The organism is Agrobacterium tumefaciens (assembly GCF_005221385.1).
Taxonomy (GTDB): Bacteria; Pseudomonadota; Alphaproteobacteria; order Rhizobiales; family Rhizobiaceae; genus Agrobacterium; species Agrobacterium tomkonis.
In genome coordinates, this window is record NZ_CP039903.1 from 1,848,919 (window position 1) to 1,862,214 (window position 13,296).

Here is a 13,296-nt window from a genome sequence, read left to right on the forward strand (position 1 = left end):
GGTTCGAGACAGCTTTTTCCATAGCCCGCGTCATGCCGTTGCAATAAAGAAATTGCTACACGACAGCGAAAACCGGGCGAGGACCGCTTTGCATATTTTACCGAAAAGCCAGCGCAAGCTTGCCGTTTTCCTGATCAACATGGACAGCGCCACGAAGCGCCTTGAGGATATGACTGCCAGGCTCGACGCCATCGGGCTGCAGGCGGAGCGTATCGCCGGCGTCAATGGCCGCGAACTGAATTATCCGATCCCGGAATTCAGCGAGATTTCCTACATGCTCATGCATGGCCGGCGCACCTCGCCGCCGGAAATCGGCTGTTATCTCAGCCACGTCGCCTGCGCCAATAAATTCATGGATGGCGACGCCGATATCGCGCTCATCCTTGAGGACGACGTGGTCTTCGACAATGATTTTCTGAATGCAATCGATGAGGCGGTGCTGAACGGCGGCGACTGGGATCTGTTGCGACTGACGACGGTCAGCAACGGGCGCAAATTCCCGTTTCGTCCGCTTTCCAATGGCCGCTCACTGGCCATTGCCCTGACACGGGAAAAGGGCTCCGGCGCTTATCTCGTCAACCGCCGCGCCGGAAAATGGATATCGAAACTGATCCCCATGCGGCTGGCTTATGATATCGCATTCGATCTGGAATATCTCGCGGGGCTGAAGGGGGCTTTCATCTACCCGCTCTGCGCCACGCAGGATGCGGATGGTGAGAGCCAGATCCAGAACAATCTGCGCATTTACCGCCTGCCGCGCTGGCGTTATTTCACCGTGTTGCCCTATCGCGCCTATCTGGAAACCAGCCGTTTTCTTCTCCGCGGCCTCCGCTTCGCCATCGCCAAGCTGAGTGTCGCGCTGCAAGGCGGCAAGGGCAAGACTGCTCCCGCCGGCAATTAGACAAGCTGGATCATGCCTCGCCGGGCGTAAAGCCGATGAGATAAACCGCGGCGATCACGGCTGCGAGAATGAAAATCGAAATGACGAAAATCGTCATCCGGTTCAATGGCTTGCGCGTTGTTTTCTTCATGGTGGAATAATGCGCGGCAGGGTCACTGGTTCCGTAGCGCACAGGATAATGCCGCCTGAAGCCGCCAAACGGTGCAATTCGATTCCGCTTCAGGCACATATCGGCTAAAGCTCGGGTACCTCTTCAGCTTTCCCGGCCCGCCATCACAGACACGCCATGACAGACACGACGCATCCTCGCCTTAACCCGCTGCATCTTGCCGCCGCTTTCGCCAGCGGTTGCCTTCTGACCCTGATGGTGCATTTCAACGGTCAGCTTGCCCACTACGGCAGCGCGCTGTTTTCCTCATGGACGGCGCATGGCACAGGTACGGTGGCAGCGCTGATCTATCTGGCCATCATGCGACCGAAGAAAGACGCGGGCACACCGGAAAAACCGAAAGCGCCACTCTGGGCCTATTGCGGCGGGGTCGTGGGTGCGGCCATCGTCATCCTCACCTCCACCGCCGTCAATTCGCCGCTGGCGCTTTCCGGCACCATCGCGCTGGGTCTCGGCGGACAGGTGATCTTCAGCCTGTTGGCCGATCTTTTCGGCCTTTTCGGCCTGCCGAAACGGCGGCCGGATATGCGGGACATGGCAGCGGTGGCGCTGATCCTCTGCGGCAGCGCACTTATCATTCTTGTCGGGAGAACGGCATGATCGTCTGGATCGCCATGGCCTTTGCCGGCGGCGTCTTCGTGGCGCTGAGCCGCCAGATCAACGGCCGCTTGAGCCTGTCGAACTCACCGCTTATCGCTTCCTTCTGGAACCATATCGTTGGCTTTGCCGTGCTGACCGTCATCGGCCTCATCGTCGGCGGCCTCATTCCGCCGGGCGCGGCTGATGCCCCCTGGCTTGCCTTTATCGGTGGGCCGATCGGCGTTGTCTTCATCGCCTCGGGAAGCTGGCTCATCCCGCGCATCGGCGCGGTCAATACCGCACTTCTGGTCATCAGCGGCCAGATGGTGTCAGGCGTTGTGCTCGATCTTTTCAGCGATCATCCGCCGAAAATCTGGGCAAGCGCGCTTGGCATTCTTCTCATCCTCGCCGGCATGGTGCTGACACAGCGACGCAGCCGTTGATGAAATTCAAATAAGCTCAGGAATCGTTGCCGCGCGAGAACATGCTGAGCAGCGTCTTGCCACCACTTTTCCCGCCGCTGCTGGCAAGCGTCGGACGGTTGCCGTTGAGCTTGGGCACCACGACCATGCGCTTGACTTCGCCGCGTTTGAAGGCCGCAAGGAAGCGCGAATAATCCCGGAACACGACACAGCCATTCGATTCGCCGCGTTTCGCCAGCATGTAGGTATGGGCAAGAAGACCATCGCGGCCATGCGGGTTGACGCCGTTTTCCGGTGTCAGGCGAATGGCTTCGACGCCATGAAACCGCGCTTCGCGCATCGTCAGACGATAGCTGGAGGGCGGCGTAGAGCCGCGCATTCTGACGTGAACAAAGTCAGGATTGTCGCGCATCTTGCCGATGCCGGAATGCGCTTCCAGCTTCTCGCCATTCGGCATGTGAACCGTTCCGGAGGAAATATCGTAAATGGCCGTGCCATTGCCGCGATCCGGCCACGGAACCGCATCCATCTTGCTCGGCTCGCGCATCGGATTATCAGGCTTTGCAAAGGCGAGCATGGCACCGGTGCTCTGCTTCGGCTGCTGCGGCGCGCGCAGCGGAACCGGCGCATCAAAATCGGGGGCTGAAGCAACGGCGGCCTTGGAAAGGGCGGGGCGCGGCGACGGCTCAACCGTCTCGGCCGCCGCCACTTCGGGCCGGAAGCTCGGAAGCGGCACATCATCAGGAAGCAGGCTGCTCGCCTCTTCCTCGATCTGCGGGCGTGCCAGCGCCACTTCGAATGCTGGATGTTGCGAGGCAGCGCTCTGATAGGCCACATCAGTGGTGCGCCCAAGCGCCGAATCGACGATTGCCGAAGGCCTGAGCGCGGCAAGTTCCTTCACCGTCGCCTGCCCCTTGGCATTCGCCGCCGCGCCAAAACGCTCACCGAATTCCTTAGCGCCGATCTCCGGCATGATGCCGGCAAGGCGAACGGCCTTCTGTGGGCCATGGCTGTGATCGCTCAGACGGGAAAACTTGCGGACGTGAATATCCCGCCCCGCCGCGTGGCCGATCGCCGTCTCGGCGGAATCGAGCCGGGCCACCAGCGTCTTTTCAAATTGCCCGACGCCATGTGAGGCGGCCGCCATGCTGTGCAGCGATGCGAAGGCAGCAAAGGCGAAAAGACCGGCAAAGGCACCGCCGCCGAGCAGCGCGGACATTCGGCCAAGCGAAAAGGATTTGCCTTTCTTGAGGCAGGACGACCCGGCAAGACCGGCGCCATTATAGGCCGCAGCAGAAAACGCCATGATACTCGTTACTCGAACCGTTCACGCACACCCGGCCAATGCCGGTGGGATTTTGGGGCATCCAAAGAGCGGTTGAACACCAAGCCGCTTTCGGAACTGACTGGTTCGAAGCATGACGAATTATGGTAACCAAAGTGTTTACGAGTCCCTGCAAAAATACTTCGTTAAGGTCTGCGCATGTCAGGCGAAGGCGAAACGATGACCTGTACGGGAACGGCGTGCATTGCATCGCTCGTCCTGAAAAATGCCCCGCGGGGCGTCATCGGCCTTTAAAGTTTCCGTCGCCGCATCGTCAGGTAAATTCCGACTTGGCCGGAAATTTGCTGTAAATGCGGCAGGACTGCGACGGGACAGGCCGCCGTCATCAACCAGCCACGTGTGCACAAAGGTTGAATGAGTACTTGATCCGCCAAAGCCAGCTTGGCATCCTGCTGGCAAAAGGGAGGCATATCATGAAGGCGCTGCTGCTCATCGACATCCAGAACGGCTTCTGCCCGGGTGGCAATCTGGCCGTTGCCGAAGGGGACAGGATCGTGCCCGCCGCCAATGCCCTGATTGACAATGGCGGTTATGATCTCATCGTCGCCTCACAGGACTGGCACCCGGAAAACCATGGTAGTTTCGCGTCCCAGCATCCGGGCAGGAAACCTTTCGACATGGGCGAGCTTTCCGGCAAACCACAGATGATGTGGCCGGACCATTGCGTGCAGGGCACGCAGGATGCGGAATTCCACCCCGATCTGAAGACGGAAGCGTTCGACTATATTCAGCAGAAGGGTGAAAACCCCGCCGTCGACAGCTATTCCGCCTTTCGCGACAACGACCAGTTGGCGACGACGGGACTTGCTGATTATCTGGCCCGTCAGGGCGTGACGCAGCTCGACATATGCGGCCTCGCCACCGATTATTGCGTCAGTTTTTCGGTGCTCGATGCCATCGACATGTTGCCCGGCATCAAGGTCCGTTTCATCGAGGATGCAAGCCGCGGCATCGATCCGCAGGGCATAAAGGCCGCGATTGCCGCCATGCGGGAAAAGGGCGCAGCAATCGTCAACAGCCGCGACATATTGCGCGACTGACCGCCACTTTAACGCAGCCTCGGTTTTTCCAGCACGTCGATATCACCGGCCGCGTCCTCAAGACGCCGCAGAATTGCAGCATGTGCATCCTTTAGCCCCTGATTATAGAAAACATATCCGACCTCCTCGGCCAGAAACTCCACGAAGATTTCCGCCTCAAGAAGGCCCATCTCGGTTTCGGTCTCCCGGGCAAGGTAGTCCTTGATACGCGCGGCCAAGACCGCCTTTTCCTGCTTTTCGAGCATTGATCTTCCATGATGTCACGGTGTGAGTGCGCCGACGAAACCCGATGCGATCTTTCATCCGGCGTTGCCTGTCGGCGTTACCGTAACGGAAGCTTCAAGGGAATCAATCGATCCATTCATGCAATTCGTTTGCCAGCTGGCCGGGACGGCGATAGAGCGGCGGCAAGGAGTTTCCAGAGAATGTTCAATAAAGATTTTCGCGAGGGACTGAGCACGGGTTTTCCGATCGCCCTTTCCGCCGCCCCCTTCGGCGCGCTGTTCGGCGCGGTTGCAGTCGATAACGGCCTGAGCGTCACCGAAGCCACGATCATGAGCGGCACCGTCTATGCCGGCGCGAGCCAGCTTGTCGGCATCGAACTGTTTGGCCAGAAGGTCGCCCCTTGGCTGATCGTTCTTTCCGTCTTCGCCGTCAATTTCCGTCACATCCTTTATTCGGCGGCCATTGCCCGAATGATCTCCGGCTGGTCGCTTATGCAGAAAGCGGCCGGCTTCTTCGTTCTGGTCGATCCGCAATTCGCCGAATCGGTCCGAAAATATGAAAACACCGGCACGGTCGGTTTTTCCTGGTATATGGGCTTTGCTGCGCCGGTCTATGTGCTGTGGCTGGCCATGACCATTCTCGGCGCCTCGCTCGGCAACCTCATCGGCGATCCGAAGGCCATCGGCCTTGATGTGCTTTTGCCGATCTATTTCATGGGCATGGTCTTGAGCTTCCGCCAGCGGGAGAATTTTTACCCGGTGATGCTGGCAAGCGCGGTCGGCGCAACAGTCGCCTATCACTTCGTCGGCTCGCCCTGGCATGTCAGCCTCGGCGCGGTCGCCGGCATTCTCGTCGCCGTTCTTTATCCGCCCAAACCCAACGGCGAGGCCAATCCTGAAAACGGGGTGGAAACGCCATGAGCGACATGCTCCACACCGACACGATGATCCTGATCGCGCTCGCCGCCATCGCCACCTATCTCACCCGCATCGGCGGCTATGTGCTGATGACGCGAATGAAATCCATTCCGCCGCGCATGGAAGCCGGCCTGAACGCCGTGCCCGTTGCGGTTCTGACCACGCTTGTCGCACCCGCCTTCTTTGAAGGCGGATACGAAGTGAAGATCGGCATGGTGGCAGCCCTTCTGGTCTGCCTGCGGTTTCCCGGCCTGACGATGCTGGCAATCGGCTGGGCCGTCGTCATCGCCATCAGGCATTTCGGGCTGCTTTAAGCGACCCTTTCCAGTGGCTTGGTCGCGGCAACAAGCCAGGCTTTCACCTCTTCATCGGTGATCAGCGGAGAGAGCTTCTCCAGAACATTCGCGTGATAGGCGTTCAGCCAGTTGAGTTCCTCGTCGGTGAGGAGTGACACAACGACAAGCCGGTGGTCGATGGGGCACCAGGTCAACGTCTCGAAGAAGAACATTGGCTGGTCGCCGCCGGCCACTTCCTCCGCATCACGCACATAGATCAGGTTCTCGATACGGATGCCGAAAGCGCCGGGGCGGTAATAACCCGGCTCATTTGACAGGATCATGCCCGGCAGCAACTCCTGCGTCGAAAGCCTTGCGATACGCTGCGGCCCCTCATGCACCGAGAGATAGGAGCCGACACCGTGGCCGGTGCCATGGGCATAATCCGCCCCGGCCTTCCACAGCGCGATGCGTGCCAGCGGATCAAGGTCGCAACCGCGCGTTCCCTTCGGAAACCGTGCGGTGCTGATACCGATCACCCCCTTCAGCACCAGCGTGAAGAAACGCCTCTGCTCTTCCGGCACCGTGCCGATTGCGACGGTGCGGGTGATATCAGTGGTGCCGTTGACATATTGCGCACCGGAATCGACGAGGAACATCTCGCCATCGGCAAGTGGGCGGTCCGTGTCGGTGGTGACGCGGTAGTGGATGATGGCAGCATGCTCGCCAGCGCCGGAAATCGTATCGAAAGACACATCCTTCAACGGGTTCTGCATCGCCTGCCCCACCCTGGCCCGCGTTGCCTCCAGCGCCTTGACCGCCGCGATTTCGGTGACGCTGCCCGGCTGCTGGCGATCCAGCCAGCTCAGATATTCGACCATGGCCGCGCCATCCTGCACGTGTGCTGCGGCTGAACCGGCAAGCTCCGCCTTGTTCTTGCAGGCGCGCGGGAGGCGGACGGGATCGGCCGCTTCGACCAATGTGCCGCCCGCCGCCGTGATTGCTCCCGTCAGGGCCACCGGCGCCAGATCGGCATCGACCATAACCCGGCCCTTGGCACTGGCAATCGCATGCAGGCGGTCGGCAATCTTCGATGGCGGCAACTGCGTCGCCATTTGCGCCAGATAGGCCTCGGCCTCGATGCCGGTCTTGCGCTTGTCGAGAAAAATATCCGTCCTGCCATCGGCATAGATGATGGCACGGGCGAGCGGATGCGGGGTATGCGGCACGTCATTGCCGCGAATATTGAAAATCCATGCGATGGAGGACGGATCGGTAACCAGCAGGGCATCAGCCTGCCTGGCCGAAACCGTCTCCGCCAGCAGCGCGATCTTTTCTTTCGCCAACTTGCCCGTAAAGGCTTCCGGCTGGATAACAACGGGCTCCAGCGGCTCGGACGGGCGGTCCTGCCACAGGGCGTCAAGCGGATTGCGCTCCAGCAGCACGACGGAACCGCCCTTGGCCGCAAGCACCTTTTCGAGCCGCTTCAATTCAGCGCCGGTATGCAGCCACGGATCGATCCCCAGTCGAAAGCCCTGCGCCGCATGTTCGGATAGCCAGACGGAAGGCGGCGCCCCGACCAGATCACCGCCCGTGAATACGGATTGGTCGACCTGCGACTTGAGCTGTGTCGTATACCGGCCATCGACGAAAACCACGGCCTCGCCGCGTGTCACCAGCGCGATGCCGGCCGAACCGGTGAACCCCGTCAGCCAGGACAGGCGCTCGGCGCATTCAGGCACATATTCCCCCTGATATTCATCGGCGCGCGGCACCAGGAAACCGTCGATACCGAGGGCGTCGAAACCGGCGCGCAGCGCCTCGACGCGGGCCTTGCCGAATTGCGGCGCGGATTTGTTTTCGAAGGTCTGGAACATGGGCGTCTTTCGGGAACTGTCATGAGGAAAGCTGTTCATTCACGCCGTCAAATCATTGGCGCACAACGACAATGCCACGTGGGCAAACCCGGTTTCAAGCCATATATGACAGAACCGATTGCGGTGATAAATTATGCATATTTTGCGAAATAAGTAATATTAGAAAACAAGTGATATGCATTCTGCGCATATCAACATTGATACATCCCATCTAACCAAACAAAATCACATCGCTTATATCTGGATCAACACAGCGAGAGAGACACTCTCCTGGCAACCAAGGATTTGAAGCAATGGCAAAATCTTTCCTCCGCACCGCCTTCGATCGCGTCGTTGAAGCACGCGAGCGTCAGGTCAGCCGCCATGTCAACGCAGCACTTTTGAACCTTGACGACAAGTCGCTCGAAGCGCTGGGCATGAACCGCGCCGACCTGCGTCGCAAGGCAAAGTCCAGCTACGTATTCTGATAACGTCAGGCGCGGCGATCCTCCCTCCACCGCGTCTCACCAGGAATACGTCGACCCGCTTGAGCAAGCTCCTCCCATATGCTCGCGGGTTCCAGGCGGCGCGAAAGCGCCGCCTTTTCTTTTGCCCGAAAGCGATGTCGAAAGAGCGTCAGTCTTTGCGCAGATGCAGCGTCACCCAGCCGTTGCGCCAGATGGTGCGGATATGGGAAAGCCGCGCGCCATTATAAGCGGCGAGAACCTTCCAGCGCTGTGAAGCGAGAATACCCGACAGGATGACGGTGCCGCCGGGCGCCAGATGCGTGACAAGCTGCGGCGCCATCTTGATCAGCGGCCGCGCCAGAATATTGGCGATGATGAGATCGAAAGGGCCATGCTTGCGGAAGGCATCGGAGTGAAAGCCCGGTGCGGTTTCCAGCGCCAGCCCGGAAACGATGCCATTCAGCCGCACATTTTCCTTGGCCACCTTGACGGCAATGGGGTCGATATCCGTCGCAAGCACGGGAATATGGCGCATCTTGCGTACGGCAATCGCCAGAACACCGCTACCGGTGCCGAGATCGAGCGCGTTTCGCACCGTCCGGGCGCGCAGAACATCCTCGATCATTTCAAGGCAACCCGCCGTCGTGCCGTGATGGCCTGTGCCGAAAGCCTGCCCCGCCTCGATCTCGATAGCCAGATCGTGCGGCTGCACCTTGTCGCGATCATGCGCGCCATGCACGATGAAGCGCCCTGCCCTGACCGGCTTCAGCCCCTCTAGCGACTTGGCGATCCAGTCGACATCGGGAACGATCTCTTTTTCAATGACGAGACCGGGAAATGCTGGCGCAAGCAAAGCGCTGACGCGCTCGCGGAACTCATCCTCCTGCTCGGCCATCAAATAGACGGAGGCTTCCCAGATGTCGCGCTTCTCATCCACCTCGGTCGTGGCGATCGCAACATCCTCCTCGCCGAAATAATCCGACATGAGATCGAGGATTTCGCCGGCCTTGATTTCGGTCGTGGTGACGTAAAGTCGGATTTCGCTCACGGCAGGCTGCTTTCTCTGGCTGAGGTTGTTGTCTTGCCTTTGCCACAAAAGCTGCGCCAGTCCAATAAGCCTGGCGCAATTATGCCGGCTCTATCAGCCCTTCAGAAGATTCTGGAGCTTCTGCTCGGCAACTTCAGGGTTTTCGCCATAAGCAATGGTGCCTGAAAAACGGCCCTTGGCATCGAGCAGGATGACGGACGCGGTATGATCCATGGTGTAATCGCCATTCGGATCCTTCTCGTCCACCGGCACCTTCTTGGCATAGATGCGATAGCCTTTCAGCGTCTCGGCAATCTTGTCGGCCGGACCGGTAATGCCGGTAATCCGCTTCGAAACGTTGGAAACATATTGCTGCATGATCTCGGGCGTATCACGTTCGGGATCGACGGAGACGAAATAGGCCTGCATCTTGTCGCCGGCAGGATCCACCTTTTCCATCCAGCCGTTTAGCTCGAACAGTGTCGTCGGGCAGACTTCCGGGCAATGGGTGAAACCGAAGAACAAGGCCGTCGGCTTGCCCTGAAACGCCTTTTCGGTGATCGGCTGACCGTCCTGCGCGGTGAGCGCGAAAGGCACGCCATAGGCCGTTTCAACCATCTCCTCACGGGTCTTCGTCATTTCGATCGTCAGCCAGCTGACGACACCGGCGAGAACGACCACCACGGCCCACAATACGATGCGAATATTTCTCATTGTCCAATCCTACCCCGAAAGCCTGCAGCATATAGCAAGCCCTGGCAGACTGATAACGAACGGCGACTGCGACCGCAAATCAACTGGACGTATTTGCGGGAACCGCGCTGATTTGTCACAAAGCCGCAACTGCCGGGCGGCTTACAGACACCAGGCGATACCGCTCTGCACGGTGGAAAGGAAGATATCCGTGCTGTGTCGCACCCAGCCGTCGAAGGCAAGAAGCACGATGGCCAGCGAAGCGACGACCGCAAGACTTGCCAGAATAAACTTCAGCGGGTTGGAAACGAGTGCGTTCATAGAGCCATCATAACCTTTTTACACCGACGCGAAAACCGCCAAAATACTGGGTTTTGCGGGGGAGAGAGCGGCAATTGTTAGGGAAAGTTTAAAATCTTGCTGTGCATTATGACCATAGCGGTTTTTAAAGCCTCGACATGATGTCTCCCGGTCCATTCCCCGGCCACCGCATAAAGCTCAATCCTGCGTGGGCCTGTTAGAGAGCCATCAGAGGAAACCTGCCGTCATGTCCAACGCCATCAAGCAATCCGGCGCATATCTCGAAATCGTTTCCTTCCATCTGGGCGATCAGGAATTCTGCATCGACATCATGGCGATCCGCGAAATCCGCGGCTGGGCGCCGGTTACCCCGATGCCGCACACGCCGCCCTATGTTCTCGGTCTCATCAACCTGCGCGGCGCCGTCATTCCCGTCATCGACATGGCCGGCCGCCTCGGCATGAAGATGACCGAACCCTCCGAACGCTCCGCCATCATCGTCACCGATATCGGCGGCAAGCTGGTCGGCCTCCTGGTGGAACAGGTCTCCGACATGATGACCATCCGTTCCGAAGACCTGCAGCCCGCGCCGGATATCATTCCGGAAGAACAGCGCAGCTTCTGCCGCGGCATCGTGGCGCTGGAAAAGAGCATGGTCTGCTTCCTCAACCTCGACACCGTCATTGCGGACGAGTTGGCGCGCGAGGCGGCCTAATCGGGCCGGGCTACCGTTTACGTCAGCGCCGTATAAGCGGCGGGATGTTCAATTTGGCAGTCCCGTTTCAGTAAAGCTCCGTCACCCCGGACTTGATCCGGGGTCCAGTGCGATCAAGTCCTTGATCGCGTAAGACTCTCGCACGGCGCAGACGCGCCGTGACTGGATGCCGGATCAAGTCCGGCATGACAGTTGAGGGTCGGCAACCTCACGGCTTGCCTTTTTCCCACGTCACCTGCTGATTATAGAGCGGCACCGTGGAAATCGCCATCTTGGCCGAACCGTCGGTCAGTTCCCGCGCATGTATCAGATAGATCAGCGTGTCATTGGCCTTGTCATAGACGCGGCTGACGACGAGCTTCTTCCAGACCAGCGACATGCCCTGCCGGAACACCTCTTCCCCGCCCTTGGAGAGATCGATATCGCCGATCTCCACCGGCCCCGTCTGGCTGCAGGAAATGGCATTGTTGGAAGGGTCTTCGAACCAGTTGCCGTTCTTCAACCGATCAATGACACCACGCTCGAAATAGGTCACATGGCAGGTCACGCCCTTGATCTTCGGATCGGCGATCGCCTCGATGACGATATCGTTGCCGATCCAGTCGACCCCGACCTCACCCACGACCTGCGAATGCGCCGCTGTCACCGGAAGCAATGCCAGAAAGCCCGCAAACAACCCCGACAGAGTTTTCATCGTCATCGCATTTTCTCCGTTACGCTGCTTCAAACATAGGTGGGCGACACCATTAAGCAACCCGGGCGACAGCGCGTTTTTTCATGCTGCAAGGCTGGTAGCCGGTGGATGTGAGGCGGCCGGCGACCATGCCGATCTTTTCCGGCAGATCGCGGATATGGGCGACACGCAAGGCCTTCGCCGCCGCAATCGATGCGGCAGCACAGACAACCGCGTCTTCGGCGGCATTGTGGTGCACGAAACGCAGCTGGAGATGATGGGCAATCACATTCAGCTTGTGCGATTCCAGATGTGGCCAGACATGCCGCGCAATCTTGACGCTGCACAGGTAGGAAAGGTCCGGATAGGACTGCCGATATTTGTCAAAGGAGGCCCGCATGACGCTGAAATCGAACGCGGCATTGTGGGCGATCATGGTGGCGCCATGGAAGTCGTCGATGAACTCTTCCATCACTTCAGGAAATTCCGGCGCGTCCTCGACATCATCAGGGCGAATTCCGTGCACGGCAATGTTGAAGGACGAAAACCGCATGTCCTTCGGGCGAATAAGACGTTCCTCGACACGAACGATATTACCGTCTTCTATCCATGCAAGCCCGACGGAGCAGGCACTGCCCCGCTCCTCATTGGCGGTCTCGAAATCGATGGCGATGGTTTTCAAGAGTGATTCCCGTTGTTTCATTCCGGCATAGACCGGATTGGCATCAAAGAGAACCGGCCTCGGCTGAACGCGCTTGCGAAAGCATCCATTCGATGAGCGTCACCAGATCGGGATTATCAAGCATGCGTCGCGGATAAACCAGAAAATAGGCAAGCGTGCTAGCCATGTCTTTCCCGAAGGGGGCGATCAATGCACCTTCCGCAAGTTCGCGGGAAACCAGCGAACGGCGGGTCAACGCAATGCCGTGCCCGGCTTTCGCCGCATCCAGCGCGCCATTGCTGTCGATGAAGACCGTGCCGCCGGAGGCATCCACGTCTGACGCCCCCGCCGCCTCCAGCCAGCGCCGCCATTCATTGCGGTTCTCATCGTGCAGAAGCGGCACGGATTTCAGGTCGCTCGCCTCTTGAAGTGACCCATATTTTTCCAGGAACTGTGGGGAGCAGACCGGCAGGGTGCCGTCATCGATGAAACGGATACTCTCCAGCCCTTCATAACGGCCAAAACCGTGCCGCACCGCCAGATCGACATCGTCCCTTGAAAAATCCACCAGCCGGTTCGTCACGCTGATGCGGACATCCACATGCGGGTGCTGCTGCTGGAAGCCGGGCAATCTCGGCATCAGCCATTGCACGGCGAAAGTCGGCGTGCAGCTCAGCGTCAGAACGGTGATCTCGGAGCGAGCCGTCAGTTCCGCCGTCGCCTCGCGCATCATCCGGAAGGCGGTACGAAGCGCGCCGTAATAACGTTCCCCTTCACGCGTCAGCTGGATGCTGCGCGGCTTGCGGAAAAACAGCTGCACGCCAAGACGCGTTTCCAGCTCCCGGATTTGCAGGCTGACCGCGCCGGGTGTGACATTCAGCTCGTTGGAGGCGAGCGTGACACTGCGATACCGCGCCGCGGCTTCAAAGGCCTGCAAACCTTTCAGAGAAGGTAGTTCGGCTGCCATGATTTAGCTCATCTCAATTATCGTGCGAGAAACAATCGTTTGAAGATACCATAAAACAGGGAGT

Annotated in this window: 17 protein-coding genes; 8 read left to right on the plus strand and 9 right to left on the minus strand. The window is 59.0% G+C overall.

The annotated features are described in order from the left end of the window. Nucleotides 1-88: 88 nt before the first annotated feature. From CFBP6623_RS09340 to CFBP6623_RS09350, 3 genes are all read left to right on the plus strand, one after another. Nucleotides 89-901: a glycosyltransferase family 25 protein gene (locus CFBP6623_RS09340; protein WP_046798091.1), complete on the plus strand. Its 813-nt coding sequence runs from the start codon at nt 89-91 to the stop codon at nt 899-901. A gap of 286 nt (nt 902-1,187) precedes the next feature. Next, nucleotides 1,188-1,670 (plus strand): DMT family transporter, encoded by a 483-nt coding sequence (locus CFBP6623_RS09345; protein ID WP_046798089.1) that lies wholly within the window; start codon nt 1,188-1,190, stop codon nt 1,668-1,670. Further along, nucleotides 1,667-2,092 carry a DMT family transporter gene (locus CFBP6623_RS09350; RefSeq protein ID WP_046798088.1) on the plus strand — a complete coding sequence of 142 codons (426 nt, stop codon included), beginning with the start codon at nt 1,667-1,669 and terminating at the stop codon, nt 2,090-2,092. The genes CFBP6623_RS09345 and CFBP6623_RS09350 overlap by 4 nt, the downstream gene beginning before the upstream one ends. 16 nt (nt 2,093-2,108) lie before the next feature. Here CFBP6623_RS09350 and CFBP6623_RS09355 read toward each other — a convergent pair whose 3' ends face one another. Continuing rightward, complete coding sequence (locus CFBP6623_RS09355) at nt 2,109-3,377, minus strand: DUF2778 domain-containing protein (protein ID WP_080841955.1); 1,269 nt, start codon at nt 3,375-3,377, stop codon at nt 2,109-2,111. Between the two features lie 452 nt (nt 3,378-3,829). On the opposite strand from CFBP6623_RS09355, the gene pncA reads away from it, so the two are divergent. After that, on the plus strand, nt 3,830-4,456 hold the full coding sequence (gene pncA, locus CFBP6623_RS09360; protein WP_046798431.1) for a bifunctional nicotinamidase/pyrazinamidase: 627 nt from the start codon (nt 3,830-3,832) through the stop codon (nt 4,454-4,456). Between the two features lie 8 nt (nt 4,457-4,464). Here pncA and CFBP6623_RS09365 read toward each other — a convergent pair whose 3' ends face one another. Continuing rightward, nucleotides 4,465-4,701 carry a DUF2164 domain-containing protein gene (locus CFBP6623_RS09365; RefSeq protein ID WP_046798086.1) on the minus strand — a complete coding sequence of 79 codons (237 nt, stop codon included), beginning with the start codon at nt 4,699-4,701 and terminating at the stop codon, nt 4,465-4,467. A gap of 180 nt (nt 4,702-4,881) precedes the next feature. Here CFBP6623_RS09365 and CFBP6623_RS09370 point away from each other — a divergent pair, with 180 nt between their 5' ends. Both CFBP6623_RS09370 and CFBP6623_RS09375 read left to right on the plus strand, forming a co-directional pair. Beyond that, a complete protein-coding gene (locus CFBP6623_RS09370; protein WP_046798085.1) occupies nt 4,882-5,601 on the plus strand; it encodes an AzlC family ABC transporter permease in 720 nt (239 codons plus the stop codon). After that, a complete protein-coding gene (locus CFBP6623_RS09375; protein WP_046798084.1) occupies nt 5,598-5,912 on the plus strand; it encodes an AzlD family protein in 315 nt (104 codons plus the stop codon). The genes CFBP6623_RS09370 and CFBP6623_RS09375 overlap by 4 nt, the downstream gene beginning before the upstream one ends. On the opposite strand, the gene CFBP6623_RS09380 is transcribed toward CFBP6623_RS09375, so the two are convergent. Then, nucleotides 5,909-7,750, minus strand: a complete 1,842-nt coding sequence (locus CFBP6623_RS09380) for an aminopeptidase P family protein (protein ID WP_046798083.1) — start codon at nt 7,748-7,750, stop codon at nt 5,909-5,911. The genes CFBP6623_RS09375 and CFBP6623_RS09380 overlap by 4 nt on opposite strands. A 293-nt stretch (nt 7,751-8,043) precedes the next feature. Here CFBP6623_RS09380 and CFBP6623_RS26775 point away from each other — a divergent pair, with 293 nt between their 5' ends. Beyond that, complete coding sequence (locus CFBP6623_RS26775; RefSeq protein WP_003522343.1) at nt 8,044-8,217, plus strand: hypothetical protein; 174 nt, start codon at nt 8,044-8,046, stop codon at nt 8,215-8,217. 148 nt (nt 8,218-8,365) lie between these two features. On the opposite strand, the gene CFBP6623_RS09390 is transcribed toward CFBP6623_RS26775, so the two are convergent. The 3 genes from CFBP6623_RS09390 to CFBP6623_RS26780 form a co-directional block, all read right to left on the minus strand. Beyond that, on the minus strand, nt 8,366-9,244 hold the full coding sequence (locus CFBP6623_RS09390; protein WP_046798082.1) for a 50S ribosomal protein L11 methyltransferase: 879 nt from the start codon (nt 9,242-9,244) through the stop codon (nt 8,366-8,368). Between the two features lie 93 nt (nt 9,245-9,337). Further along, a complete protein-coding gene (gene sco, locus CFBP6623_RS09395; RefSeq protein ID WP_046798081.1) occupies nt 9,338-9,937 on the minus strand; it encodes a cytochrome oxidase assembly protein Sco in 600 nt (199 codons plus the stop codon). Between the two features lie 141 nt (nt 9,938-10,078). Beyond that, nucleotides 10,079-10,237 (minus strand): hypothetical protein, encoded by a 159-nt coding sequence (locus CFBP6623_RS26780; RefSeq protein ID WP_167379140.1) that lies wholly within the window; start codon nt 10,235-10,237, stop codon nt 10,079-10,081. 226 nt (nt 10,238-10,463) lie between these two features. Between CFBP6623_RS26780 and CFBP6623_RS09400 the strand changes: the two genes are divergently transcribed. Continuing rightward, nucleotides 10,464-10,931: a chemotaxis protein CheW gene (locus CFBP6623_RS09400; protein ID WP_003522339.1), complete on the plus strand. Its 468-nt coding sequence runs from the start codon at nt 10,464-10,466 to the stop codon at nt 10,929-10,931. 208 nt (nt 10,932-11,139) lie between these two features. Here the strand turns inward: CFBP6623_RS09400 and CFBP6623_RS09405 are convergent, their stop codons facing one another. Genes CFBP6623_RS09405 through gcvA form a run of 3 tightly spaced genes read right to left on the minus strand, consistent with a single transcriptional unit; the run spans nt 11,140 to nt 13,232 of the window. Next, on the minus strand, nt 11,140-11,631 hold the full coding sequence (locus tag CFBP6623_RS09405; RefSeq protein ID WP_046798080.1) for a CreA family protein: 492 nt from the start codon (nt 11,629-11,631) through the stop codon (nt 11,140-11,142). A gap of 46 nt (nt 11,632-11,677) precedes the next feature. Continuing rightward, nucleotides 11,678-12,286 carry a 3'-5' exonuclease gene (locus CFBP6623_RS09410; RefSeq protein WP_046798079.1) on the minus strand — a complete coding sequence of 203 codons (609 nt, stop codon included), beginning with the start codon at nt 12,284-12,286 and terminating at the stop codon, nt 11,678-11,680. Nucleotides 12,287-12,329: 43 nt separating this feature from the next. Beyond that, nucleotides 12,330-13,232: a transcriptional regulator GcvA gene (gene gcvA, locus CFBP6623_RS09415; protein WP_062654271.1), complete on the minus strand. Its 903-nt coding sequence runs from the start codon at nt 13,230-13,232 to the stop codon at nt 12,330-12,332. Nucleotides 13,233-13,296: the final 64 nt, after the last annotated feature.

Excerpts from the sequence above, each read along its gene's own strand:
- CFBP6623_RS09350 (WP_046798088.1), top strand. The coding sequence starts at position 1,667 with ATGATCGTCTGGATCGCCATGGCCTTTGCCGGCGGCGTCTTCGTGGCG.
- CFBP6623_RS26780 (WP_167379140.1), bottom strand. The coding sequence starts at position 10,237 with ATGAACGCACTCGTTTCCAACCCGCTGAAGTTTATTCTGGCAAGTCTT.
- CFBP6623_RS09405 (WP_046798080.1), bottom strand. The coding sequence starts at position 11,631 with ATGACGATGAAAACTCTGTCGGGGTTGTTTGCGGGCTTTCTGGCATTG.
- CFBP6623_RS26775 (WP_003522343.1), top strand. The coding sequence starts at position 8,044 with ATGGCAAAATCTTTCCTCCGCACCGCCTTCGATCGCGTCGTTGAAGCA.
- sco (WP_046798081.1), bottom strand. The coding sequence starts at position 9,937 with ATGAGAAATATTCGCATCGTATTGTGGGCCGTGGTGGTCGTTCTCGCC.
- CFBP6623_RS09375 (WP_046798084.1), top strand. The coding sequence starts at position 5,598 with ATGAGCGACATGCTCCACACCGACACGATGATCCTGATCGCGCTCGCC.
- CFBP6623_RS09365 (WP_046798086.1), bottom strand. The coding sequence starts at position 4,701 with ATGCTCGAAAAGCAGGAAAAGGCGGTCTTGGCCGCGCGTATCAAGGAC.
- gcvA (WP_062654271.1), bottom strand. The coding sequence starts at position 13,232 with ATGGCAGCCGAACTACCTTCTCTGAAAGGTTTGCAGGCCTTTGAAGCC.
- CFBP6623_RS09355 (WP_080841955.1), bottom strand. The coding sequence starts at position 3,377 with ATGGCGTTTTCTGCTGCGGCCTATAATGGCGCCGGTCTTGCCGGGTCG.
- CFBP6623_RS09380 (WP_046798083.1), bottom strand. The coding sequence starts at position 7,750 with ATGTTCCAGACCTTCGAAAACAAATCCGCGCCGCAATTCGGCAAGGCC.
- CFBP6623_RS09345 (WP_046798089.1), top strand. The coding sequence starts at position 1,188 with ATGACAGACACGACGCATCCTCGCCTTAACCCGCTGCATCTTGCCGCC.
- CFBP6623_RS09400 (WP_003522339.1), top strand. The coding sequence starts at position 10,464 with ATGTCCAACGCCATCAAGCAATCCGGCGCATATCTCGAAATCGTTTCC.
- CFBP6623_RS09370 (WP_046798085.1), top strand. The coding sequence starts at position 4,882 with ATGTTCAATAAAGATTTTCGCGAGGGACTGAGCACGGGTTTTCCGATC.
- pncA (WP_046798431.1), top strand. The coding sequence starts at position 3,830 with ATGAAGGCGCTGCTGCTCATCGACATCCAGAACGGCTTCTGCCCGGGT.